Below are 22200 nucleotides of genomic sequence, written 5' to 3'. Positions count from 1 at the left end.
CTCACACCTCGAACGCGGACTTTGTCGGCACGGCCGCAACCGCGCCACGGTCAAGCAGCAGCTCGATCTTCACCAGCACATGGGCGATGCGATCAAGAACGTGCTGCACATTGCGTTGCGCCTGCATTGTATCCGGCGACCATGCCTCGGTCACCAATCGTGCGCCGACGCAGAGGCGCAACACGGCCTGCGGCGCACCGTCCTGCCGCTCCAGTCGGACCGGCTGGCCGACGAGACAGCGCTGGGCGGCCACTTGCCGGTCCGCCGCGCTGCCGCTGATCTCCTCGGCCATGTCGCACGCCAGCGCCCGATGCACGGCGCTGGTCTCGGCGAGCGAGACCGGCTTGCCGCCGCGCAGCAGCGTGAACGGAAAGATCGTGGCTTGCACGAATTCCCCGTCGTCTGCTCTGGACTTGTCGATCGCGGTTGGAATGGCACGAAGCGACGGCGACAACGCGATCATGCTGTCGATGCCGGCTGCGAGCTCGGCCAGCATCCTGGCGCGGAAGGCCCCGGGCACGGCGTAGTAGCTGCCGATCTCGGCGAGCGCGGCCTCCCAGCGCAGCCATTGACCGAAATTCGGCCGGCGCTCAAAGCGCGAGCGCAGCATCGTCCACGCCACCGGCCAGTCGCAGCGACCGGCATAGTCGAAGATGCCAGGCGCGATCCGGCTCATCCGGCCGATCGACCGCGACAGGCCTTTCGGCAACAGCAGCGCACCGCTGAAGGCCGGTCCGCCGAAAAATTTCGAGCCGGTGATCAGCACCATGTAACCACGGTCGAGATAGGCGCGCAGCCGCCGGCGACCGAGCCGCGCCTGACAGGCATCGACGACAATTTGAACCTTGCGCGGCCAGCGCCGCGCGATCTCGTCGAGACACGCCTCGCTTGGGGCACGCCAACCGAGTTTTGACGAATCCATGATCTGCAACAAAACGCGCCGGCCTTGCGCGAGGCTGGTCTCGACCGCATGCAGCACCGCGGCATCGGCATCGGTGCGCATCGCAATGCCGGCCGCCATGTCGATCAGCGGCACCGCAATGCTGTCGCCGGCGAGCCCCGTCACCGCGCCGTCCTTGCGCACGGCCATGCCGCCTGCCGTCATCGTGCTGAAATGGTGGCCGCGTGCAGTATGCGGCGTCCCGCTTCCGGTCTGGTCGGCGCCGACCACGATCGTCACCGGCGCCGCGCCGAGCACCGCGCGCGCTACGAACAGGGCGTGAAGCTGGGAGTCCGTGCCGGACGGCGAGAACACGACGTCGATCCGCGACGAGAGCGCAAGGTGGCCGCGCAGCTCCTCGCGCATGTCCTCGCAGCGGGCGTCGAAGGCGATTTCGACCTCGTCGAACAGGCACTTGTGCATCAGCTCTTCGCGCGCCAGCGCGGCGCGGTCGTAGGCCATCTGCGAGATCGTCGACGCGGTCGCGGAGGCGAAATTCCAGAGCTCCGGCTCCGGCGAAGCCGCGCAGCCATAGGCGTTGACACGGTCGTTCGGATCGAGCGCCAGCCGCGGATCTCCGCCGGAGGCAAGCAGCGTATCCAGTGGTGTGAAGAGATCGCGCAGGCGATAGCGCGAGCCGCCGTCGGACGCGCGCTCGCTGGCTGACAAACGGGATGCGCCGGCGCTCATCCCGAAAGGCTCACGCCGCATCGGCCGCCGCCGCCGGCGCCGGTGCGAATTGCGAGGTGATGTCGCCGTGGAACACCGACGGTCCGACGTGATCGAGCGAGCTCTCGATGTCGGCCCAGATCTCGCCGCCGATGTCGGTCCAGCGCTTGCAGAAGGCGAAGTCCTCGGACAGATAGGTGCCGGTCGCCGGATCGATCATGCATTCGAACAGGGCAAACCGGTTCTGGCTCGCCGCCAGCGTATCGTGCGAATGCTCGCGGAAGAATTGCAGGGCGGCGTAGTCCGGATGGCGGCACATCGCCTCCAGCACGGAGCGCCGGATCATCAGGAAGCCGGTGCCGGCGTAGCGCACGCGGGTGAAGCCGTCCACCACCACGATGCGGTCGGGGTCCTCGATCTCGAGCACGTAGTCGAGCGATGCGGCCGGCACGTCGGCGCGGCCGGACTGGATCGCCCGCGCGGCCTTGTCCCAGTTGATCCGCTTGATTGGATAGCAGCCGGCGACGACGTCCGCGCCGCACTCGATCAGCCGGAACACCTGCTCCGGCTTGAAGCCGATGTCGGCATCGATGAAGAGGAAGTGCGTCGCTTCGGGATCGTCCAGGAACATCGCGGCCAGATTGGCCCGCGCGCGCGTGATCAGCGCATCGCCGTCGCGCAGCAGCACCTTGAGCTCGAGATTGGCCATGCCGTGCACGGCGCGCTGAAGCGCGAAGATCGAGCTCGCATAGATGCTCGTCACCTGCCCACCGAAACATGGCGTGGCCACCACCAGTTTCATCTTCTCCGACATCGTCAGCTCCGCCCCGCTGCAATCCTCACCAAGAGGTAAAGAGGCATGGTTAACGGCGCCTTAACGCCTGCTTACAGGAACTTGACGAGCGAGAGCTGCGCGAGGTTCGAGGTCACCTGGTAGGACGCCTGGAGCGCATTCTGGAGCGACAGGATCTCGCTCGCGACCTGGTCCGGCGAGGCTGATTCCGCCTGGTCGATGATGGTCTGGAGCTGCGCCTTGGCCTGGGTCTGACGCGTGCCTGCGTCCTTCATGGTGTTCTGGGCCATCGCGATGTCGGTCTGGATGTCCTCGATTCGCTGCTCGCCTGGCTGCTTCGTCAGGGCCTGTGTCACCCGCAGACTCAGCGCGGCGACCTGCCCGCCCGAATACTGCCCGGTCGGTGAGGTCGAGAACGTCCCGAACACGGCGACCGCCTGCAGCTCCTTGCGGATCGCGTCCTCGTTCGCCTGCGCGCCATACTGCACCGTGACGGAATCGTCGACCCGGGCCATCGCGGTGGAGCGCGGCGAGCCGGGGCCGTCATTGCCCAGGTACCATTGCACGGTGGTGGCCGAGCCGTTCACCAGCGTCGTCGCCGAGCCGAGGGGCGACGAGCCGACGCGCAGCGGAGCCTTTGCCGCCGTGACCGGGGAGGTCGTGAAGCCGAGCGCCGCGAACGCCGTGCTGTTCGAGCTCGTGATATTGAGGCTCCCGGGATCGTCCGTGTTGATCGTGATCACGCCGCCATGGATCGTCGACGGCTTCGTGGTGCCGGTGATCTGATCGATTTTGCCAAGCAGAGTTGTGATGTTGTCGGTGATGTTGATCTGGTTTGGGCCGCTGGCGCCCGAGGCGACAAAAGTCAGCGTCTGACCGTTCACCGTGATCGTATCGGGATTAACGGCAGGCGGACCCGCCGACCCCGCCTGGAACGCCGCCGAGAGGACTTCCGGGCCGCCCGTAGTCGCAATGCCGCTCAGCACAGTTGAACCGGTGATCTGAGGCGTCGACGCCACGCTGCCGCGCGTCACGCTGCTGAGACCGAGCGCCGTGGCCGCCGCGCCGCCGGTGACCGCCACGTCCGTGCCGGTGCCGGTCGCGATCTGGATATTGCCGCCGGCGCTCAGAGTTACGTTGGCGGCGGGGATGCCGGCGGCCGTCGCGATCGCATTCAAGATATCAGACACCTTCGCGGCGCTGCCCGAAGCCAGTCCGATAGTGGTATTGCCGCTGGCCGTTGTGGTGACGGTAGTGACGGTAGGGTCGAAGGTGATCGTGTGGGCGCCGCTCGCGCCGGTGATGGTCAGTGTGGTACCGGTCGGAGCGTTGGCGAGCGCGTTGAGAATGGTCCCGTTGAGATGGGGTGTCGCCGACGAGTCGAGCGACGTGGTCGTAGACGCAATCGCCAATGCGCTGTCCTGCAACGCGACCGAGCCCGTCCCGGTCGTGGAGGTATAGGAGCGCAGATTGCCGGTGGCCGCCACATTCGCGGTGGCGGATCCCGCCGTATTGAAGAAATTGTCACCGGCCCTGATAGCGGACGCCGCCACCAGCGAGGTGCCGGCGAGCTTCTTGATCGCGGTATTCAGCGCAGTGTTGAGGTTCGTCGCCGTGATGTTCGGGTCCGGAGGAACGACCGGAACGACATTGGGATTACCGGGGTCGATCGCAAAGCTGCCGACAGGTGTCGGCGTCGCGGTGGACGCCGTCAGGTCGATCTGCTCGGTCGAGCCATCGGGCAGCGTGAACTGCACGCTGAGCTTGTCGCCATTTTTCGGATTGACGCCGTTGAGGTCGACCGAGAACGACACCGGCGAGCCGCTCGGGCCGGTGACCGTCGCGCCGGTCAGCGTCGAGGAGACCGCGGCGATCTTCAGGCCGAATGGCGATGCCGCGAAGTCCTCGGACACCTTCACCGAGCTCGGCGTCGGCTGTGGCGTCGTCAGCACCAGCCGGCCCATGCCGTTGGCGCCGAGGTCGGCGGCCTGACGCTCCGCCATGACGGTCTTGAAGCCCGCCTGCGTCGTGGTGCCGTTGATGATGTCGCCGGCGTTCGCGACCGACGGCGTGTTGAAGGCGGTTCCGGAGAACAGATAGCGGTTGCCAGACTGCGTGTTGAGAACGCCGACCATCGAGCCGAATTGCGCAGCCGCAGTGTTCTGCGCAACCGTCTGGCCGTCGACGTTGAGATCCTGCGCGGTGTTGGCCGAGCCCGTCTGCACCGTGTTGCGGATCGTGGTCAGCGACTGCAACGCGGTATTGGCGAGGTTGATGCTGACGTTGACGTTGGTCATCGTGTCGGTATAGGCGGCAATGTTGGAGAGCTGCGCGCGCCCGGCGATCGCAAAGCCCTCGTTGGTGCCCATCCCGGAATAGTTCTGCGACAGCTTGCCGGTCGAGAGCTGCGTCGACAGGTCGGTGAGCTGCTGGTTGATGTTGCGGATCTGCGAGCCGAGAACCGACGAGGAGTAGTTGATGCTGCTGATCGACATGTTTCAGAGCCCTGTTACTTGTTACACTTGAGCCTGGAGCAGCGTATTCATCATGCTCTGCACCACCGACATGACATGGGCGTTGGCGGCATAGGCATTCTGGAGCTGGATCAGGTTCGACATCTCCGAGTCCAGGTTGACGCTGGCAGTCGAGTTGAACTTGGCCTGCAGCGTCGAGACCACGACGCTCTGGCCCTGCTGGAGCTGAGTCGCCTGGGTCGCGGCATTGCCCTGAACGCTCAGGAACTGCTGGAGGTAGTTCGAGACGCTGCCGGTGAAGGGCTGGCTGGCCGAGCCCAGACCGGATTGCGGCGAATAGGAGAACACCGCCGAGGTGAGCTGCGAATAGAGATAGTCCGAGCGCGTGGTGTCGCCGGTGGGAGTCACCGGCGAGGTGTTGTAGATCGACAGCCTGGTCGGGTCCGAGGAAAGCTGAGTGTTCACGGCGATGCGTCCGGCAAGGCCGGTCATCTGCGAACCCGATGCCGTGATCGCGCCGGTGTAGAGCGCCTGCCCGCCGTCGGTGAACAGCGGCAGTTGTGGATTGCCCGAGGTCAGCGACGAGATCGTCTTGGTGATCGAGGCCGAATTGACCTTGGCGAGGCCGCTGTTGTCGTCGGTCACCCGCAACGTGGTGGCCGTCGCCGGCGACGGGGCGGCGGCGAACGACAGATGCGAGGCGGAAAGCGCGGTGTTGAGCGCCGAGGCGATCGCGCCCATGCCGCCGGAGAAGTTCACGCCGATCTGCATCGGATTGGCGTTGGTGGCGTTCTGGAGCGGCAGCGCCGCCGGATCGGTCACGTTGACCAGCGTGACCTGTCGTTTCGTATTGGTGGTCGTGTCGGTGTAGGTGAAGTTGACGCTGTTGCCCGGCGCCGCCCCGGCAAGGTCGAGATCGAAGCCGGCCGGCGGGCCGGTGACCGTGCTGCCGGCCGTGGTCTTGTCCGACAACGCGCTCGACATCGTCGCCGCGAACTCGTCGATCTGATTCTGCGCCTGCACCAGCGTCTGGTCGCGCAGCTTCAGATCGGCCGCGATCTGCCCCGAAGACACCACGTTGTTGGCGATGACGTCGACCGACGATCCGTTCGGGAGCTTGATATTGAACGCGCCGACGCCGGATTTGGCCGGATCAATGTTGTAGAGCGAGGTCGCCGACAGCGTGCCAGCGGACGCAAAGGTAAATTGCGAGGCGAGGCCTGCGCCGACCAGCTGGATGCCGGTGGTGGTATAGATGTTGGCCTGATTGGACCCGTCGGTGGTGACGTGGACGTCGACATATTTCGACAGGTTATTGATGGCTTGGTCGCGCTGGTCCATCAGCGTCGCAGCCGAGGGGTCGTGTTCCGACAGGCCCTGAAGTCTGGAGTTGATGTCGGCGACTTGCTGCATCGCCGCGTTGGCAGCTAGGGCCGAGGTGCTGAGATCCTGCTCGACGTTGGAGCGCAGCGACTGGATACCCTTGGTGGTGAGGTTGAGCTGCTGCGCCAGCGTCTGCGCCGCGCCGAGCGCAACTGTTTGCGCCGAGGGCGAGCCCGCGTTGGTCGACAGCGCCTGCAGCGCGGTGGTGAAACTGTTCAGCGCGGTTTCAAGCGTACCGCTGTTGCCGGGCGTGCCATAGACATTCTGAAGCTGCTTCAGGATGTTGGCCATCTGGTCGGCGTAGCCGCCGCCGCCGGTCTCGGTGCGCAGCTGTTTCTGCACATAGGTGTCGAGCTCGCGGCTGACGCCGGTCGTCGTCACCGTCGAGCCGAAGTCGCCGGTGGTGACCTCGATCTGGTTCGGCGTCTGGACGACGTAACCCGGCGTCTGCGAGTTGGCGACGTTCGACGAAACGATCGAGAGTGCAGCCTGATTGGCACGCAGACCGCTCATCGCACTGGCGAGGGCTGAACTCAAACCCATGTTGGCTTGCCGCCTCTGGTTACGTCACGCACCAATCAGCGCAACACGTTCAAAAGATCCTGCACCATCGTATTCGCCGTCGTGATCACCTTGGTGTTGGCCGAATAGGCCTGCTGGGTCACGATCAGCTTGGTGAATTCGTCGGCGATGTCGGTGTTCGAGCCTTCCAGCGACGAGCCGCTGATCGAACCGGAAGCACCGTCGATGGCAGGGCCCGACTGTTCAGTCGCGGCGTAAGCGCCGCCGTCCTGCGCCTTCAGGTAGTTGGTGCCGTTGAAGTGCGACAACGAGACCTGTGCGAGGTCGAGGTTCTGACCGTTGGAGAAGGTCCCGACCACGAGGCCGTTGTTGTTGACGGCGACCGAGCGGAGCTGACCGGCGGCGTAGCCGTTCTGGGTGATGGTGTTGATGGTGACGGCGCCGCTGGTGCTGGCATATTGCGTCAGTCCGCCCGAGGAGATGTTGAAGGAGACCGAGCCCAGCGACTGGCCGCTGACGCTGACGTTGTTGATGGTGATGCCCGAGCCGCTCGGCGAAGTGAGCGAGCCGTCGGCGGCAAAGGTGAAGGCCTGGCCGGTATTGACCCAACCGACGGTCGTGCCCGTCGCATTCGGGTCAGTCTGGTAAAACATGTTCCAGGTATCGGCATGGCCCGCGCCGAGCGAGGCGCTGTCGGTCTTGGCCCAGCGCAATTGCAGGTTCACCGGCGTGCCGGCCGCGTTGTAAGCGGTCACCGCGCCACCGCTGATCGATTCCTTGGTGAAGGTGGCGATGTCGTTGCCGATCACGCCGCCGGTGCCGGCAACGCCACCACCGTCACGATTCTTGATGATGGTCGAGGTGAAGCCGAGCGCGGCGAAGGCGGCGCTGTTGGAGCTCGCCACCGAAAGGTTGGAAGCTGTGCCGGTGTTCAGCGTGATCACGCCCCCACTGCTGACTGACGACCCCGTTGCACCGGAGAGAGTGTCGATCTTACCGAGCAGCATCGTGATGTTGTCGGTGACGTTGATTTGGTTCGGGCCTGACGCGCCGGAGGCCATGAAGGTCAGCGACTGACCATTGACGGTGATGACGTCGCCGGCGGAGAAGCCCGATGTGAGCACCTCGGCGCCGCCGGCAGCCGCCGCGCCGCTCAGCACCGTGGCGCCCGAGATCGCGGGCGATGACAGCACGTTGCCGCCGCGCGTCACGCTGCTGATGCCAAGCGCCGTGGCCACCTGGCCGCTACCAACCGGTACGTCGGTGGTGGTGCCGCTGGAGATCACGATGTTGCCGCTGGGGCTGAGCGATGCGGTGACGCCGGGGCCGCCGGCCAACTGGATAGCGGAGATGATGCTGGCCACCGTTGTGTTAGTACCCGAGCCGAGACCAATCGCCGTGCCGCCAAGACCGTCGGGAGTGCTGGTCAAGCTATTATCGAAGACAATATTGTGACCGTTGACGACCAGCGTCTGGCCGCTCAGCTGAGCGAGAATGCTGGAGGCGAGATGCGTACCCAAGGAGTTGTCGAGCGAGGTGGTGCTCGATGCCACCGCCGCGGAGTTATTCTGGAGCGCCGTTGTGCCGGTCGCAGTGGTCGACGAGTATGGCGAGCGGACATTGCCGGTCGCGGCAGCGCCGGACGTTGTGGCGTTTGCATAAGGCGGAGGCGGCGTGCCGACCGGCAGCGGGTTGGCCGCGAAGTCCGACGGGTTCAGTCCGCCGGCCGCCAGCAGCGTCTTGGTTGCCGCCGTCGTGCTCGCCACGGTGTTCGGCTGGGTCGGCAGGTTGGCCGCGTACTGGATCGATGTGGTCGCCTGCGCCGGGATGAAGTTGTTCTGGAATTTCAGGACCGTCGCAACGTTGCCTTGCGGGTTGCCGGTCTTCGGGTCGACCGTGACGCCCATCAGGTAATAGCCGGCGCCGTTGACCAGATTGCCGTTGGCATTGAGCTGGAAGTCGCCGCGCCGTGTGTAATAGGTGACGCCGCTGAACACCGGCGCATTGTCGACGACGCCCGTGGCCTTCTGGATCGAGAAGAAGCCATCACCGGTGATCGCCATGTTGGTGGCGACGCTGGAGCCCGAGATTGTGCCCTGCGTGGTGATGGTGGCCTTAGCGTTGGCGGTCACGCCGCCCGCGACCTGCTTGCTCGGGACCGAGGAGTCGGGAATGAGATCGACGAAGCTGGTGCCGATGCCCTTGTAAGCGGTGGTGGAAGAGTTCGCGATGTTGCCGGAAATGTTCTGCAGCGCGTAGGACTGCGCCTGCAGGCCACCCACCGAGGTGTTCATTGCATCGAAGATACCCATAACTTTGTCTCCAGATCCGATCTCGGCGGCCGGTCGACCACGGCCGCAGTCGGAGGAGACTGTCGCAAGGGCTATGCCAATGCGGGTTTTCTCATCAAATCAATGGCTTGACGAAAAAGCCCCGGCCTGATGACCGGGGCACAATTGCCGGGACCGGCAACAATTGCCGGGACAAAAGCTAGGTTGCGGACGCCGCCGCGGGATGGAAGACCAGCCCGAAACCGTCGATGCAGTAGCGCAATCCGGTCGGCTTTGGACCGTCGTCGAAGACGTGGCCGAGATGGCCGCCGCAGCGCCGGCAATGCACCTCGGTGCGGAGCATGCCGTAGGTCCGGTCCTCGGTCTTGCCGACATTGCCCTCGATCGGCTGGTAGAAGCTCGGCCAGCCCGTACCGCTCTCGAATTTGGTGTCGGAGGCGAACAGCGGCAGGTCGCAACCGGCGCAGGCGAAGACGCCCTTGCGGTGCTCCTTGAGCAGCGGGCTGGAGCCCGGCCGCTCGGTGCCCTCCTTGCGAAGGATCTCATATTGCTGCGGCGTGAGCTGGGCACGCCATTCGGCGTCGGTCTTCTCGATCTCGAATTTCTGCGCGGCTTTCTCTCCAGCCTCCGCGGGCGATGCTCTGAGCCAGCGGAAGGCCGCAAGGCCGAACAGGCCGGCGACAGTCGTCAACAGGATGCGGCGGTCAAACATCTCATTCTCCATGCGGGAGCGTCTACGCCCTGAGATACGGGCTCTAACCGTCGACGTTACACTTCCGGGCGGAGTTTTTCTCACCTTATCGCGAGGCGCTGTCGTCCTGCGGGACTGGTTCCACGGCTTCCGCCACAGGCTTCGGCGGTGGGGCCGGCCGGGGCCGAACCCCGGGCGGCGGACGGCGCGGACCGGTCCCGGCGGCCCGGTTGGCTTCGGCCAGGCGCGCCTCGCGTTCCCGGTCCTTGACCCTGGCACGCTCGCGATAGCGGGCAAGCGAGCCTGCGGCGGCGGAACTCGCCCTGCCCCAGATTCCGACCAGTTGCCCGGCAACCCGCCCCGTCGTTCCCCCCGCCCAGACCAGCTCGAACGGCGAGAACAGCTTCCAGCGCTCGTCGCCCCACAGGATGCTGCGGGCGATCATCTGCCCGGCCATGGCCGAGGTGTTCATGCCTTGGCGGCCGAAGCCGCTTGCGACCCAGAGGCCTTTGCGCAACTGGCCGATCTGCGGCATGCCATGCACGGTCTGCCCGGTGACGCCGCCGAACATCTCGCTGATCTCGACATTGCCGAGCTGGGGGAAGATCGACCGGATCCGCCGCCTGACGCTGCCTGCAAAGCGCTGCGGGCGTGCGGCCCAGGTGGTCTCCGGACTTTCCCACATCAGCCGGTCGCCATCGACGATCCGGAAATGGTCGACGCCGTCGGAATCCATCACCGATCCCTTGAAGGCGATGATCTCGTGCACGCGCTCGCCGAGCGGCGCGGTGATGCCGGCATAGCGCCAGACCGGCAGCAGCGTTTCCGACAGGCGCCGCAACGGCGCGCCGAGATGGATGTTGCCGGCGAGCACGATATGGGTGGCGCGCAGCCGCGCCGACGGCGTGACGATGCGCTTGCGGATGCCGGAATGATCGATGCTGACGACCGGCGTGTCCTCGAAGATGCGGGCGCCTGCGCGCCGCGCCAGCGCCGCGAGGCCGTGCACATATTTGCGCCCGTCGACCTGGAACGCCTTCGGATAATACACGCCGTGGAAGTAGCGATCGGTCTTGAGTGCCGCGCGGACGCGATCGACCTGCCAGCCCTCGGCCTCGGTGTCGAAATCCTCGTTCAGCATCTGCAAGCGGCTGATCAGCCGGTCGCCGGCATCGACGTTGGAGACCTCGAGCACGCCGTCGGTCCGGCCGATCCCGGGCATGTTCTCTTCGGTGGCGTTGGCCCGGACGAACTCGGCGCCCTCTTTCGACAGTGTCCACAATTCCCGCGCATCCTCGAAGCCGATGCGCTCGATCAGCTCGGCGAGCGGCAGCGCGAAGCCCGGCATCACGGTGCCGAGTTGATTGCCGGAAGCGTTCCAGCCGATGTGGCGGCCCTCGAGCACCGCGACGCTGGCCCCCAGCCGGGCCGCCTCGAGCGCAATGGAGAGCCCTGCAAGCCCCGCCCCGATCACGCAGATGTCGGCGTCGAGATCAAACGACAGTCGCGCGCGTTCACGAAAGCCGGCTTCTTCCTGGGACACGCTTGTGAAAGTCTCGCTCATGTCGTTTCTTAGAGCATGATCCGGAAAAGTGTGCAGCGGTTTTCCGAAAAGATCATGCTCAAAACAAAAATTTAAAGCGCTATGGGGATTGTCCTAATCTCATCGCGCTTTAGAGGACTGTGCAGGCCCTTGTCACCTTGCCCTCAACCGGCACCTGTAGATTATTCTGGAACGCGTAACGATTCGAGAGTGCCATGCGCCGTTTGATGCTGCTGCGTCACGCCAAGACCGAGACTGACGCGCCGAGCGGCCGTGACCAGGACCGCCGGCTCGACGACCGCGGCCACAAGGATGCCGGCGAGATCGGCGACTGGATGGCCTCCCATCCCCCCTTTCCCGAGGCCGTACTGGTATCGCATGCCGTCCGGGCTCGGCAGACCTGGGACATTGCCTGGGAGACCATGAAGGACCGCGTCGCAGCGCCGCAGGTCGAGGTCCTGCCGGAACTCTACGCCGCCGATCCCGCCCAGATCCTGGAATCCATTCGCACTGCAACCATTCCGGCTGATCCGAGGCAATTGCTGCTGGTCGGCCACAATCCGGGCATGCACGAGATCGCCCTGATGCTGACGGGCGGCGGCGATCCGGCCGCCGCCAAGGCGCTCGCCGACAACCTGCCCACGTCGGGGCTTGCGATCTTCGATTTTGCCGTCAAGGATTGGGGTGACGTGGCTTACCGCCGCGGCAAGCTGGTGCTGTTCGTCAGCCCAAGGCTACTTCGAAGCTAAGGCTACTTCGATCGGGTTGATCGCGCGACGTGCCGGCAAGACGTCCTGACTGGAAGATTTGGAGGCGCAGATGTTCAAGTCCATCCTCGTGCCCATCGACCTCGCCGACACCGACCTCGCCAAGCCGGCGATCGCGACCGCCGCAACGTTGTCGCAGACCTGGAGCGGCGTGGTGCGCCTGCTCAACGTGCTGCCGATGACGCCGGTGATGCTGGCCGAATACGTGCCGGCCGATTTCGACGAGCAGCAGCGCCAGACCTCGGAAGAAGCCCTCGCCATCGTCGCACGCGAGTCCGGCATCGAGCCTTCCCGCATCTCCAGCGTGGTGCGCCAGGGCGGCATCTATCACGAGATCCTGGAGGAAGCCGTGCACATGAAGGCCGAGCTGATCGTGATGACCTCGCACCGGCCGGCGATGCGCACCTACTTTCTCGGCTCCAATGCCGGGCATGTCGTGCGCTACGCAAAATGCTCCGTGCTGGTGGTCAGGCACTAGGCACCACACCAACTTCGTCATTTGGCGCAACTCGTAGCCCGGATGGAGCGTCCGAGCTACCCTATTTCCGGTTGCTGCCGACCGATCATGCGGACCTGGGATCGGCTGTCAGCGACATTCTTGCGCGGCCTAAAATGCCAGGGAAATACGTCGACGGCGGCGGCCCGCGCCGCCAAATTGCACACCGCGACCTTCAAGCACGGTGCTGGACCAGCTGCTTGAAAACCACGGGGACAATGGCGGCACAAGCACGCAACGCAATACCGCAACAGCATGACCACCTACGCGAAGTCGCTGTTCGACGTGGCGGTCGGCGAATTGACTTCGTGGTGGTCGTCAAGGTGATCAAGGTGGAGTGGAAGAGCGCGCCGCAGACCATGGATCGGGTTCGCCAGAGAATCGGCGAGGTGCTCCGCTTTGCCGAGGTGCGCGGCTTTCGAAAGCCGGGACCGCTGCCGACGCGCTAAGCCGATCGCCGCAGCGCGAGGCAACTGGGCCAAGAGGCCCTCGGCTCCGCTTCACCGAGCCGAGCAGTTGGGTTGCAAAAGGTCTCCAGCACTATGGCAAGGATAACTCAAGTTGCGCATTCGATCGCGCTTTGATGCTGTCTCGGTTTGCCTCATAAGGGGCGCGCCGCAGGGGGCGGCCCAACATAGGGAATTCTATTAGATGAGAAAGTTTGTGCTCGCGTTGCTCTCGACCGTCGCTCTCGGCCCGATCAGGGCCCAGGCTGCCGACTTGGCGCCGATCCGTATGCCAGCGAAGGCTCCGGCTATCACCCAGCAGGTGGGCAACTGGACGGGCTTCTATATCGGCGGCAACGTTGGTTATGGTTGGGGCAACTACGGCGCTTCAAACGTCATCGGGACGTTCGTGAACTCGAACGGCGGTTCGGCCCCATATGGCTTCAACGCTGTATCTGACAACGGTAATGGCATCACCGCCGGTATCCAGGCCGGCTACAACTGGCAAATCGAGCAGACGGTGCTCGGCATCGAGGCTGATTGGCAGTATCTCAATTCAAAGACTAGCATCGGCAATTCGGCCATTGCCATTCTCCCCGCCATCGGCAGCAATTTCAACGGCAGCGCTTCCGTCAGCACCGATTGGTACGCGACGTTCCGCGGCCGAGTGGGTTATGCGTTTGGGCCGGCTTTGCTCTATGCGACTGGCGGTATAGCGTTGGCTGAAACCAAGCTGAGCGCGAGTGCTACGGGCAGTATCCCCACCAGCCTTTTCCCGCTTACCTATGGACCGTTAGGCTCCATGAACGCTTCTGACCGCGCCATTTTGGTGGGCTACGTGGTTGGCGGCGGCCTCGAATATTCCCTTGGGGCAGGTTGGTCCGTCAAGGGCGAGTATCTGCACATGGGCTTCGGCACGAACGGCTATAACTTAACTGGCTCGCTTCAATCACCGGCCGGTTTAACTGGCGTCATCACGAGTCGCGTCGATATCAAGTCGAGCGTCGACATCGCTCGTGTCGGCGTAAACTATCGTTTCTGATCGGCAAGTCTCAAAAGTGAGCAGAGCGCAATCCGGGGCCGCTGTGCCCGCATGGATGGAATCCCGGATTGCGCTGCGCTCCGTTCGGCGCACAAGCCCTTGCATTGCCCGACGGGCAAAACACGCGAGCGGCAGGTCAACGCCCGCCGCTGAAAATATTCCACTTTACCGAAATTCGGAAACGGCGTATGTGTCGCCGCAACCCGGCCCAAGGAAGAGGGGCGTATCGCGATCGTCACGAACGCGGGCCGGACAGCGGCGGACGCTGGGCCACACCGGCGCGAATGGTTTCGCAGGGCGGGCAACCGTGAGCGAAGGCGTCGCGCACACGACCGGTGCTGACAGCGTACGGCAAAACGGTGTCGTCCTGACGCCCGGGGTCTGTGCGTCAAGTCTTGTGGTGATGTGGCGGCCCGACCGGGTTCGCGCATCAGCCATCCATGAGGCGACGGGGGCAATAGTGCATCGCTCCCCGGGGAGAGCACGGCATAAGCCGTAAAACCGCTGCGCAGGGAAGGCCGGACGTTTTGGCTTCACCTGTATGCCGCTGTGCAGATTTTTTACTGCAACTTCGCACAGTGGACCGCGGGTGCCAGCCGGCGCCCGGTCTTCCCTGCGCCCTCTTTCATTCGAGGGTGAGGCGATCGAGCAAAGCTCGGGCGAACAAGCCGCGAGAGGGCGAAGGTGTGTCTGCAATGAAAGCGCGAGCTAAAGGAGCGACAGTGCTGTCCACAAACGCCGTCATTGCGAGCGCAGCGAAGCAATCCAGGGTCTTTCCGCGGTGGGATTCTGGATTGCTTCGCTGCGCTCGCAATGACGATGCCGAAGCGGGTGTGCCCGAAACTCCAGTCTCGTCGGCTCCGCGCACCACCGTCAGAACGCTGCAGCGCGTCCTAGGATAAGAGCGAAGCGCTTACAGATACCGCGTCAGCTCTGCTTTGGCCTGGCCGTAGACCGCGTCCTCGATCTGGCTGCGGGTGATCCCGATGTCGCGCAAGGCGCGGTCATCGAGGTCGTTCAGCGTCTTGACGGCGGAGCGTTGCTCCAGGCGGTCGAACAGCGCATAGGCGCCGTTGGCCAGCTTGCGGAAAAATCCGTCGGACGAGGATGAGCGTAAACTCCGCCCGGCGGTCTGCGAGATCGTGGTCATTGTCCTTCTCCGGCCTGTTGTCCACGCGGCGAAGCGGATGCCGTTGGCGCAAGCGCCTGAGCGCATGCACCTCATTTGCCGTTGGATTGCTCTCGCTCTCCTCGGCTCAATCGTGAAGCTTGATGGAACCTAAATGCTCCAGTACACTACTCGGAGCAAGTGAAACATTGCTCTCGGTGCAATAATGTCCAAGTTCGAGTACGTGAAGCTTGCCGATGCCATTGCCTCGGATATCTCTAACGGCACGTTAAGGCCCGGCGACCGGCTGCCGCCGCAGCGCAATTTTGCCTATGACCGCGGCATCGCGGTCTCGACCGCGAGCCGGGTTTATACGGAGTTGCTCCGCCGCGGCCTCGTCGTCGGCGAAGTCGGCCGCGGCACCTTCATCTCCGGCGCCATCAGGCGCGAGGTCGAGGCGCTGAGCGAGCCGCGCGACGCGCGGATCGATTTCGAGGTCAATTACCCGCTGCTGCCGCAGCAATGGGCAATGATCGCCAAAAGCCTTGCGGGCCTCGAGCGTGTCGAGGCGCTCGAATCCGCATTGCGCGTCTCCACCAGCACCGGGACCAAGAGCGCGCGCAATGCAGCCGCCGCCTATCTCGCGCGCAAGGATTTCGCCCCGCAGGCCGAGCAGATCGTCTTCACCGCCAACGGCAAGCAGTCGCTCGCGGCCGCCCTCGCAGCCCTCGTTCCCACCGGCGGCCGCTGCGGCGTCGAGGCGCTGACCTACCCTTACGTCAAGAGCATCGCCGCGCGGCTTGGCGTGACGCTGGTCCCGATACCGATCGACGAATTTGGGGCGCGCCCCGACGCCATCCAGAAGGCGCATCGCGAGGCGCATCTGTCGGCGCTGTATCTCCAGCCCATCATCCAGAACCCGCTCGGCGTCACCATGAACGCCACGCGGCGCGCCGATATCATGCGCGTCGCCGAGAAGCTCGATCTCACCATCATCGAGGACGCCGTCTACGGCTTCCTGGCCGACGACACGCCGCTGGCCGCGCTCGGCCCCGACCGCTGCATCGTGATCGACAGCCTGTCCAAGAAGGTCGCGCCGGGCCTCGCGCTCGGCATCCTGGTCGCGCCGCAGCGATTGCGCGAGGGCGTCATGAGCGCGGTCCGCACCGGCGGCTGGATCGCGTCCGGCCATGCGCTCGCATCCGGGCAGCGGTTGATGGCAGACGGCACCGTCGCCGAGCTGACGCGGCTGAAACGCATCGACGCCGCGCGCCGCCAGCAGACCGCGGCAAGGCTGCTCACCGGCTACCAGCTCGCCGCCGATCCGCGCTCCTATCATCTCTGGCTCACGCTGCCGGCACACTGGCGCTCGCAGACCTTCGTCGCCGCGGCAGCCCGGCGCGGCATCGCGCTGACACCGTCCTCGACCTTCGCGATCGCGCATGGCCACGCACCGAACGCAGTGCGGCTCGCGCTCGCCCCGCCTTCGTTCGAGCAGCTCGATTCCGGCCTGCGCACGATCGCATCGCTGCTCGGCACCAAGGAAGAGGATTTCGACTCGACGGAGTAACGCGCGCTTGCCCCAAGCTCAGGCCTCCGGCCATTCCGCGATGAAGCCCCTCGCCTTGTAAGGCTCGATCTTGTCCCATTCGTGCAGCATGCGGCGGCGAAATTCGGGATCGGTGTGCCAGAGCGCGCGCGGCGTCGCAAAGCTGTCGACTGTGAGCAGCATTTTCTCGACCTCCGGCCAGTGCCGGTGCAGCGTCATCGGATAACGCCGCGCGGTCCAGGTGTTGCCGAGGCAGATCACGCTGCGGACATTGTGCAGCCCGAGCGCCGCGTCAATGATCGGCAGCGAGAGGATCACGTTCTCGCCGGTGTTTTGGGCACGATGTTCCTCGAGGATTCGCTCAGCCGGAATGCCCGCCGCGACCATCGCCGCCTTGATGATCGTGCACTCGGATTGCTCCGAGCCCGCCGTCACGCCGCCGCTGACAATCGACCAGCGGAAATAGCCCTGGCGCCACAGTCGTCCCGCCGTATCGGCCCGCAGCGCCACGTCCTCTCGCGTGCCGAACATAAACAGGAGGTCCGCCGGCTGCAGTGGCGTATTGATCAGATGCACGCGATTGATCTCGGAGATCTCATCCGCCGAAGGCCCTCGCGTGCTGCGATCCAGGGTTGACATGGCAGCACGATGCGACACCGCCGCAACGGCGCGAAGTCACGTTTGATTGCGGCCCATTGCACCTAGGGCAGCAAGGCGCTCGGCACGCGATCGAAGCTGTAGCTCCGCGGCTGGTTACGCCGCACGAAGCCGCCGATCTGCCAGACGAACAGCGCGGCAAAGCCGATGATGAACAGCGCGCCGGCGAATTCGCCGATCGCAAGCGCCCGGATCAGGAGCCCCGTCATCGCCACTGCAAGCACCGCAAGAAAAGCCAGCATTGTCACGTAGGTTCTGCGGCCAAGCCCCGCGGTCAACTCGGCGTGGCTGCCGGCCTGCGCCATGCGCGCATGCAACGCGACGATGAAGTGGCGAAAGCCATTGTCCTGCGGCGCCATCAGGGCCGCGGTCTGCCAGCTCGTCGAGAGGATTGCGATGCGGCCGCCACTGGCATGGCTGACATCGGCGCGAAAGCGGTGCTGTTGCATCGACACGGGGCGGAACGACAGCCGAATTGCACTGATCTCGTCATAACGCCACAGGCCCGAACGGCCGGCGATGTGCCAGGACAGCCCCTGCTCGGTCAGTTCGAAGCGATGCGCCGAGCCGATCAGCGACGCCTTGTAGGCATAGCTCGCACCCGCAGCCGGCTCAACTCCCGAATCCCGCATCTTCACAATCGATCCTATCCGGGCGATCCAGTCTGCGGCCCGCTTGCGTGAGCGCCCTGCCCCATCCTACAAGCGAGACATGGCTGAGACGATTTTTTTTCCGCGCCGCCTGATTCTCGGCGCCGCCGTGATCTCCGGCGTGCTGCTCGCGCTCGCCGTGCACATGCTGGGCGCGCGCTACGGGCTCGATCTCGGCGGCCTCTGGCACTCGGACTCGCACGAGTTCATACCGGCGGGCGCGGCGATCGCCTGGTGGCTGATCGCCTCCGTCGGCTTCTCCGGCGGCTATTTCACGGCGACGTTGATGCAGAGCGCCGTCTCGGGCCAGATCCCGCAACGGATGCGGCAATTCCTGATCGCGGTCGGCGTGCTGCTGCTTGCGGGGGCTGGCCAGGTGGCCTCGGCGCCGAGCCCGGTCCCGACGGTCTCAGGCGTGCTGGCCGGGATTGCCGCGCTGGGCCTCGGTGCCGTGATGGCGTTCTGCGGCGCGCATTTCGCACTGCGCCGCGGCTAATTCCTCCGCACAGTTCATCCGCGCGACGGCGCGCCGATCCCGATCACGGCGGCAGCAAGCACGAGGACGGCGGCCGATACCACCAGCGATGCGTGCAGGCCGGTCATGAACGCGCCTTCCGAGGCCACCAGCGAACCGAACAGCGCAACGCCGAGCACGCTGCCTGTCTGCCGCGTCGCGTTCAGGACGCCCGCCGCGATGCCGGAGCGTGCCTTCTCGACGCTGCCCAGCAAGGTCGAGGTCAGCGGCGGCACCAGCAGCCCAAGCCCGCTGCTGATCGCGATCATCTGCGCAAAGATCGCCCAATAGCTTGTGCCGGCCTCGATCCACAGCAGGCCGAGACAGCCGAGCGCCGAGACGCAGGCGCCGACGACGATGGTCGGGCACGCCCCGATGCGCTCGGCGAGACGCGGCGCCAGCAGATTGACCGGCAGCACCACCGCCATCATCGGCACGAAGGCGAGACCGGTCCACCACGCCGACAGGCCGTTGATCCTCTGGAAGTAAAGGCTGAGCACGAAGATCAGCCCGTAAATCGCGACGTTCACGAGCAGGCCGACGAGCGCGGTCAGGCTGAACAGCCGGTGATCGAACAGGGACAGGGGCAGCATCGGCTGCGTCGCGCGGCTCTCGCGCCAGACGAACAGCACCGCCAGGAAAGCGGCTGAAGCGAACGCCGCGAGCACAGCCGGATGCTGCCAGCCAAGCGCGCCCCCCTCGATGATCGCGCCGGCGAGCGCCCCCAGCGCACCAATTGCCGCGAGCTGGCCGGGCAGATCGATCTCGCGTGAGGGCGCGCGCGTGGTCTCGGTCGCATAGCGCCAACTCAGCCAAAGGCCGATGAGGCCGATCGGAAGGTTGACGAGAAAGATCGCGCGCCAGCCGACCAGCGTGATCAGCGCGCCGCCGACGAAGGGGCCCGCGGTGAGCGCGAGGCTCGCACCGGCGGCCCAGATCGCGACGGCGCGGCCGCGCTCGCGGTCGTCCGGATAGGCATGATTGAGCAGGGCAAGAGAATTCGGCACCAGGATCGCCGCCGCCAGACCCTGGACCAGGCGCGCCCCAATCAGCACGGTCGCATTGGGCGACAACGCACAGGCGAGCGATGCGGCGGTGAAGATTGCGAAACCCGCCATGAAGACGCGCTTGGCGCCGATGCGGTCGCCGAGCGCGCCGGCCGTCAGGATGAAGGCGGCAAACGCAATGGTGTAGGCACTGACAACCCATTGCAGCTCGGCGACGCCGCCGCCGAGCGTCCTGCCCATCGCGTCGAGCGCGGTGTTGACGATGGTGACGTCAAGCTGCACCACGCCATAACCAAGGCTCATCGCGGCAAGGGTGAGGGACGTCGCAAGGCGGGAGCCGGAATGCGGCGCGCCGGCTTCGAAGGCTTCGTATCTGGCGGTGCTTACTCGCATGCTGCCATCTCGGTTGCAGCCCCATGCGAACGATACGCTTCCTGCCCCTCGTCATGTTACGACAAGGGTCGAATGATGGATGCGGGACGGATGCGTCATGTTCGAGCGTCGCGCGGATGACCGCGCGACGCTCGATCCTGGCTACGCCTGGCCCTCAGCTCGCAGCGCGCAGATTCACCTTGCTCTCGGCGATCGTGGTCAGCTTCTTGTCGGTCGCCTTCTCTTCTTCCAACGTCTTGGCGAGCACGCTGGCGCAGTCGTTGCGGCCGAGTTGCTTGGCCCAGGCGATCAGGCTGCCGTAGCGGACGATCTCGTAATGCTCCGCCGCCTGTGCCGCGTTGATCAGCGCGGCGTCGAGCACCGCCTTGTCGGCGACTTCGCCGGCGGTCTCGTCGGCTTCCTCGATGATGCCGTCGATCGCGGGGCAATCGACCGCCTTCACCTGCGCACCGTGCATCTTGAACACTTCCTCGAGGCGCTTGACGTGCTCCCTGGTTTCTTCGAGGTGCGTCAAAAAGCCCTGCTTCAGCTGCGGATCGGTCGCCTTATCCGCCATTTTAGGCAGAGCCTTGGTGAGCTGCTGCTCGGCGTAATAGATGTCCTGGAGCTGATGCACGAACAGGTCGTTCATGGTCTTGATGTCTTTTGTGAACAATCCCATCGGTCCGATCCTCTCGGGTTGTGGGAACACGGAGGCACCGGCTCGCAGGAGAAGCCGGTTATTCCGCCATGTTCGATTGCTGATGGGGCACTAACCAGCGCACGGCATCGTCGTTCCAAAAAAGCCCGCATCCCTTGCGCTGGAACAATGCCGGCCATGCAGGGTCTGAGACTATGTCACGGACGGACGCGACCGGTGCCACGACTCATATGCTTAACGCGCGTCCGATGTGAACCGCGTATGACAAAGTAGCTGGTCCAAGGCAGAACCAATCCTTGTCAAGGGCTGCACAAGTCACTGTTTTTGCCTTAAATGAGCTACATCATGCCTAGCGATCCAAGCCCACATCGGGCACTGATCGCATCCGACCGGCCAATGTCTGGCCTGGTCGGTCTTGCCCCCCGCCGGGAGGATGAATGCACGGACTGCTGACCGCGCTGAAGCGCGGCTTCAAGAGATGGATCGGCTGGCGGCGACTCGGCGTTGCGGCGAGCGTCTTCATCATCGCGTTCGCGATCACCACGCTGGTGCGGACGCTCAAGGGCATCGACACCGGGGTCATCCTGACCGCGTTGACCGAGATCCCCCGCGGCAATATCGGGCTGGCGGCGATCTGCGTATGCTTCGCGTTCTGTACGCTGACCTTCTACGACTTTTTTGCACTGCGAACGATCGGCAAGAGGCACGTGCCTTATCGCATCGCAGCGCTCTCCAGCTTCACGTCCTATTCGATCGGCCACAATATCGGCGCCACCGTCTTCACCGGCGGCGCGATCCGCTTCCGGATCTATTCGGATTACGGGCTGAATGCGATCGACGTCGCAAAAATCTGCTTCCTGTCGGGCCTGACCTTCTGGCTCGGTAACATCTTCGTGCTCTCGATCGGCATGGCCATCCATCCGGATGCCGCCTCCTACATGGATCAGCTGCCGTCGTCGATCAACCGGCTGATTGCGATCGGCGGCCTCGCCTCGATCGGCGCCTATCTGGTCTGGCTGTGCATGGGCGAGAAGCGCCGCGAGCTCGGCCAGAAAGGCTGGAAGGTGGTGCTGCCGTCAGCGCCGCTGACGTTGGTGCAGATCCTGATCGGCGTCGTCGATCTCGGATTCTGCGCGCTGGCGATGTACCTTCTGGTGCCGGCCACTCCGCAGATCGATTTCCTGTCGCTCTCCGTGGTGTTCATTTTGGCGACATTGCTCGGCTTCGCCAGCCATGCTCCCGGCTCGCTCGGCGTGTTCGACGCCGCCATGCTGGTGGCGCTGCCCGAATTCGGCCGCGAGCAGCTTCTGGCCACGCTCCTCGTCTTCCGCATCCTCTATTTCGTGATCCCGTTCGGTCTTGCCATCTCCATCATGGGCGCACGCGAGCTCTGGATGAATGTGGTGGAGCCCTGGCAGGAGCGCCGACGGCTGGCGGAGGCCTGCGCGCAGGCCAACCTGCCCAAGCAGGTGGCAGCGATGGAGCGCGAGCGTTCGCTGCGGCAGGCCAGCAAACGCTGAGCGTGATCCGGAAAAGTGCGAAGTGGTTTTCCGAAAAGATCATGCTCCCACGATAGTCCGCTAGACGCCGGCCGGCAAAACCGTCAGACCAATGTTGCAGGCGGA

The 22200-nt window shown here is 64.8% G+C and carries 19 protein-coding genes; 7 read left to right on the top strand and 12 right to left on the bottom strand.

Features of this window, described 5'->3' with window-relative positions; all coding sequences use genetic code 11:
- Window position 1: 1 nt before the first annotated feature.
- The 7 genes from IVB54_RS14020 to IVB54_RS13990 all read right to left on the bottom strand — a co-directional run bounded on the left by IVB54_RS14020 (window position 2) and on the right by IVB54_RS13990 (window position 11327).
- Window positions 2–1651 carry a hypothetical protein gene (locus tag IVB54_RS14020; RefSeq protein WP_247361793.1) on the bottom strand — a complete coding sequence of 550 codons (1650 nt, stop codon included), beginning with the start codon at window positions 1649–1651 and terminating at the stop codon, window positions 2–4.
- Window positions 1641–2423: a hypothetical protein gene (locus IVB54_RS14015; protein WP_018459568.1), complete on the bottom strand. Its 783-nt coding sequence runs from the start codon at window positions 2421–2423 to the stop codon at window positions 1641–1643. The genes IVB54_RS14020 and IVB54_RS14015 overlap by 11 nt, the downstream gene beginning before the upstream one ends.
- Before the next feature lie 71 nt (window positions 2424–2494).
- Window positions 2495–4897: a flagellar hook associated protein gene (locus tag IVB54_RS14010; protein ID WP_247777292.1), complete on the bottom strand. Its 2403-nt coding sequence runs from the start codon at window positions 4895–4897 to the stop codon at window positions 2495–2497.
- A gap of 21 nt (window positions 4898–4918) precedes the next feature.
- On the bottom strand, window positions 4919–6802 hold the full coding sequence (gene flgK / locus IVB54_RS14005) for a flagellar hook-associated protein FlgK (RefSeq protein WP_247377942.1): 1884 nt from the start codon (window positions 6800–6802) through the stop codon (window positions 4919–4921).
- A 35-nt stretch (window positions 6803–6837) separates the two neighbouring features.
- Window positions 6838–9093, bottom strand: a complete 2256-nt coding sequence (locus tag IVB54_RS14000) for a flagellar hook-basal body complex protein (RefSeq protein WP_018459565.1) — start codon at window positions 9091–9093, stop codon at window positions 6838–6840.
- A 178-nt stretch (window positions 9094–9271) separates the two neighbouring features.
- The gene (gene msrB, locus IVB54_RS13995) at window positions 9272–9784 is read right to left on the bottom strand and encodes a peptide-methionine (R)-S-oxide reductase MsrB (RefSeq protein ID WP_026233843.1); all 513 of its coding nucleotides are present in this window, start codon (window positions 9782–9784) and stop codon (window positions 9272–9274) included.
- Between the two features lie 85 nt (window positions 9785–9869).
- Window positions 9870–11327 (bottom strand): FAD-binding oxidoreductase, encoded by a 1458-nt coding sequence (locus IVB54_RS13990; protein WP_247377950.1) that lies wholly within the window; start codon window positions 11325–11327, stop codon window positions 9870–9872.
- A 194-nt stretch (window positions 11328–11521) separates the two neighbouring features.
- On the opposite strand from IVB54_RS13990, the gene IVB54_RS13985 reads away from it, so the two are divergent.
- From IVB54_RS13985 to IVB54_RS13970, 4 genes are all read left to right on the top strand, one after another.
- The gene (locus IVB54_RS13985) at window positions 11522–12055 is read left to right on the top strand and encodes a histidine phosphatase family protein (RefSeq protein ID WP_247377952.1); all 534 of its coding nucleotides are present in this window, start codon (window positions 11522–11524) and stop codon (window positions 12053–12055) included.
- Window positions 12056–12125: 70 nt separating this feature from the next.
- Window positions 12126–12551 carry a universal stress protein gene (locus IVB54_RS13980; RefSeq protein WP_007602088.1) on the top strand — a complete coding sequence of 142 codons (426 nt, stop codon included), beginning with the start codon at window positions 12126–12128 and terminating at the stop codon, window positions 12549–12551.
- Between the two features lie 71 nt (window positions 12552–12622).
- Window positions 12623–13018, top strand: a complete 396-nt coding sequence (locus IVB54_RS13975) for a hypothetical protein (RefSeq protein ID WP_247377955.1) — start codon at window positions 12623–12625, stop codon at window positions 13016–13018.
- A 202-nt stretch (window positions 13019–13220) separates the two neighbouring features.
- Window positions 13221–14057, top strand: coding sequence for an outer membrane beta-barrel protein (locus IVB54_RS13970; RefSeq protein ID WP_247377958.1), 837 nt, complete (start codon window positions 13221–13223; stop codon window positions 14055–14057).
- Between the two features lie 913 nt (window positions 14058–14970).
- On the opposite strand, the gene IVB54_RS13965 is transcribed toward IVB54_RS13970, so the two are convergent.
- Entirely contained in the window at window positions 14971–15207 is a 237-nt protein-coding gene (locus IVB54_RS13965) for a DUF1127 domain-containing protein (protein ID WP_027566875.1), read from the bottom strand.
- A gap of 184 nt (window positions 15208–15391) precedes the next feature.
- Here IVB54_RS13965 and IVB54_RS13960 point away from each other — a divergent pair, with 184 nt between their 5' ends.
- Complete coding sequence (locus IVB54_RS13960; RefSeq protein ID WP_247398570.1) at window positions 15392–16735, top strand: PLP-dependent aminotransferase family protein; 1344 nt, start codon at window positions 15392–15394, stop codon at window positions 16733–16735.
- Between the two features lie 18 nt (window positions 16736–16753).
- On the opposite strand, the gene IVB54_RS13955 is transcribed toward IVB54_RS13960, so the two are convergent.
- A complete protein-coding gene (locus IVB54_RS13955) occupies window positions 16754–17353 on the bottom strand; it encodes a YdcF family protein (RefSeq protein ID WP_247455106.1) in 600 nt (199 codons plus the stop codon).
- Between the two features lie 62 nt (window positions 17354–17415).
- Window positions 17416–18003 carry a hypothetical protein gene (locus tag IVB54_RS13950; RefSeq protein WP_247455107.1) on the bottom strand — a complete coding sequence of 196 codons (588 nt, stop codon included), beginning with the start codon at window positions 18001–18003 and terminating at the stop codon, window positions 17416–17418.
- 79 nt (window positions 18004–18082) lie between these two features.
- Between IVB54_RS13950 and IVB54_RS13945 the strand changes: the two genes are divergently transcribed.
- Window positions 18083–18517: a hypothetical protein gene (locus IVB54_RS13945; RefSeq protein WP_018457549.1), complete on the top strand. Its 435-nt coding sequence runs from the start codon at window positions 18083–18085 to the stop codon at window positions 18515–18517.
- Between the two features lie 14 nt (window positions 18518–18531).
- Here IVB54_RS13945 and IVB54_RS13940 read toward each other — a convergent pair whose 3' ends face one another.
- Together IVB54_RS13940 and IVB54_RS13935 are read right to left on the bottom strand one after the other, a co-directional pair.
- On the bottom strand, window positions 18532–19935 hold the full coding sequence (locus IVB54_RS13940) for an MFS transporter (protein WP_247455108.1): 1404 nt from the start codon (window positions 19933–19935) through the stop codon (window positions 18532–18534).
- A gap of 154 nt (window positions 19936–20089) precedes the next feature.
- Window positions 20090–20596 carry a ferritin-like domain-containing protein gene (locus IVB54_RS13935; protein ID WP_007612365.1) on the bottom strand — a complete coding sequence of 169 codons (507 nt, stop codon included), beginning with the start codon at window positions 20594–20596 and terminating at the stop codon, window positions 20090–20092.
- 416 nt (window positions 20597–21012) lie between these two features.
- On the opposite strand from IVB54_RS13935, the gene IVB54_RS13930 reads away from it, so the two are divergent.
- On the top strand, window positions 21013–22095 hold the full coding sequence (locus tag IVB54_RS13930) for a YbhN family protein (RefSeq protein WP_247297161.1): 1083 nt from the start codon (window positions 21013–21015) through the stop codon (window positions 22093–22095).
- The last annotated feature ends 105 nt before the right edge of the window (window positions 22096–22200 follow it).

It is taken from the genome of Bradyrhizobium sp. CW1, assembly GCF_023100665.1.
Lineage (GTDB): Bacteria > Pseudomonadota > Alphaproteobacteria > Rhizobiales > Xanthobacteraceae > Bradyrhizobium > Bradyrhizobium canariense_D.
This window is presented reverse-complemented; position numbering and strand designations above follow the sequence as displayed.

What these genes read in the sequence shown, in the direction of transcription:
- IVB54_RS14020 (WP_247361793.1), bottom strand. Translation starts at nt 1,651, where the DNA reads ATGCGGCGTGAGCCTTTCGGGATGAGCGCCGGCGCATCCCGTTTGTCA.
- IVB54_RS14015 (WP_018459568.1), bottom strand. Translation starts at nt 2,423, where the DNA reads ATGTCGGAGAAGATGAAACTGGTGGTGGCCACGCCATGTTTCGGTGGG.
- IVB54_RS14010 (WP_247777292.1), bottom strand. Translation starts at nt 4,897, where the DNA reads ATGTCGATCAGCAGCATCAACTACTCCTCGTCGGTTCTCGGCTCGCAG.
- flgK (WP_247377942.1), bottom strand. Translation starts at nt 6,802, where the DNA reads ATGGGTTTGAGTTCAGCCCTCGCCAGTGCGATGAGCGGTCTGCGTGCC.
- IVB54_RS14000 (WP_018459565.1), bottom strand. Translation starts at nt 9,093, where the DNA reads ATGGGTATCTTCGATGCAATGAACACCTCGGTGGGTGGCCTGCAGGCG.
- msrB (WP_026233843.1), bottom strand. Translation starts at nt 9,784, where the DNA reads ATGTTTGACCGCCGCATCCTGTTGACGACTGTCGCCGGCCTGTTCGGC.
- IVB54_RS13990 (WP_247377950.1), bottom strand. Translation starts at nt 11,327, where the DNA reads ATGAGCGAGACTTTCACAAGCGTGTCCCAGGAAGAAGCCGGCTTTCGT.
- IVB54_RS13985 (WP_247377952.1), top strand. Translation starts at nt 11,522, where the DNA reads ATGCGCCGTTTGATGCTGCTGCGTCACGCCAAGACCGAGACTGACGCG.
- IVB54_RS13980 (WP_007602088.1), top strand. Translation starts at nt 12,126, where the DNA reads ATGTTCAAGTCCATCCTCGTGCCCATCGACCTCGCCGACACCGACCTC.
- IVB54_RS13970 (WP_247377958.1), top strand. Translation starts at nt 13,221, where the DNA reads ATGAGAAAGTTTGTGCTCGCGTTGCTCTCGACCGTCGCTCTCGGCCCG.
- IVB54_RS13965 (WP_027566875.1), bottom strand. Translation starts at nt 15,207, where the DNA reads ATGACCACGATCTCGCAGACCGCCGGGCGGAGTTTACGCTCATCCTCG.
- IVB54_RS13960 (WP_247398570.1), top strand. Translation starts at nt 15,392, where the DNA reads ATGTCCAAGTTCGAGTACGTGAAGCTTGCCGATGCCATTGCCTCGGAT.
- IVB54_RS13955 (WP_247455106.1), bottom strand. Translation starts at nt 17,353, where the DNA reads ATGTCAACCCTGGATCGCAGCACGCGAGGGCCTTCGGCGGATGAGATC.
- IVB54_RS13950 (WP_247455107.1), bottom strand. Translation starts at nt 18,003, where the DNA reads ATGCGGGATTCGGGAGTTGAGCCGGCTGCGGGTGCGAGCTATGCCTAC.
- IVB54_RS13945 (WP_018457549.1), top strand. Translation starts at nt 18,083, where the DNA reads ATGGCTGAGACGATTTTTTTTCCGCGCCGCCTGATTCTCGGCGCCGCC.
- IVB54_RS13940 (WP_247455108.1), bottom strand. Translation starts at nt 19,935, where the DNA reads ATGCGAGTAAGCACCGCCAGATACGAAGCCTTCGAAGCCGGCGCGCCG.
- IVB54_RS13935 (WP_007612365.1), bottom strand. Translation starts at nt 20,596, where the DNA reads ATGGGATTGTTCACAAAAGACATCAAGACCATGAACGACCTGTTCGTG.
- IVB54_RS13930 (WP_247297161.1), top strand. Translation starts at nt 21,013, where the DNA reads ATGCACGGACTGCTGACCGCGCTGAAGCGCGGCTTCAAGAGATGGATC.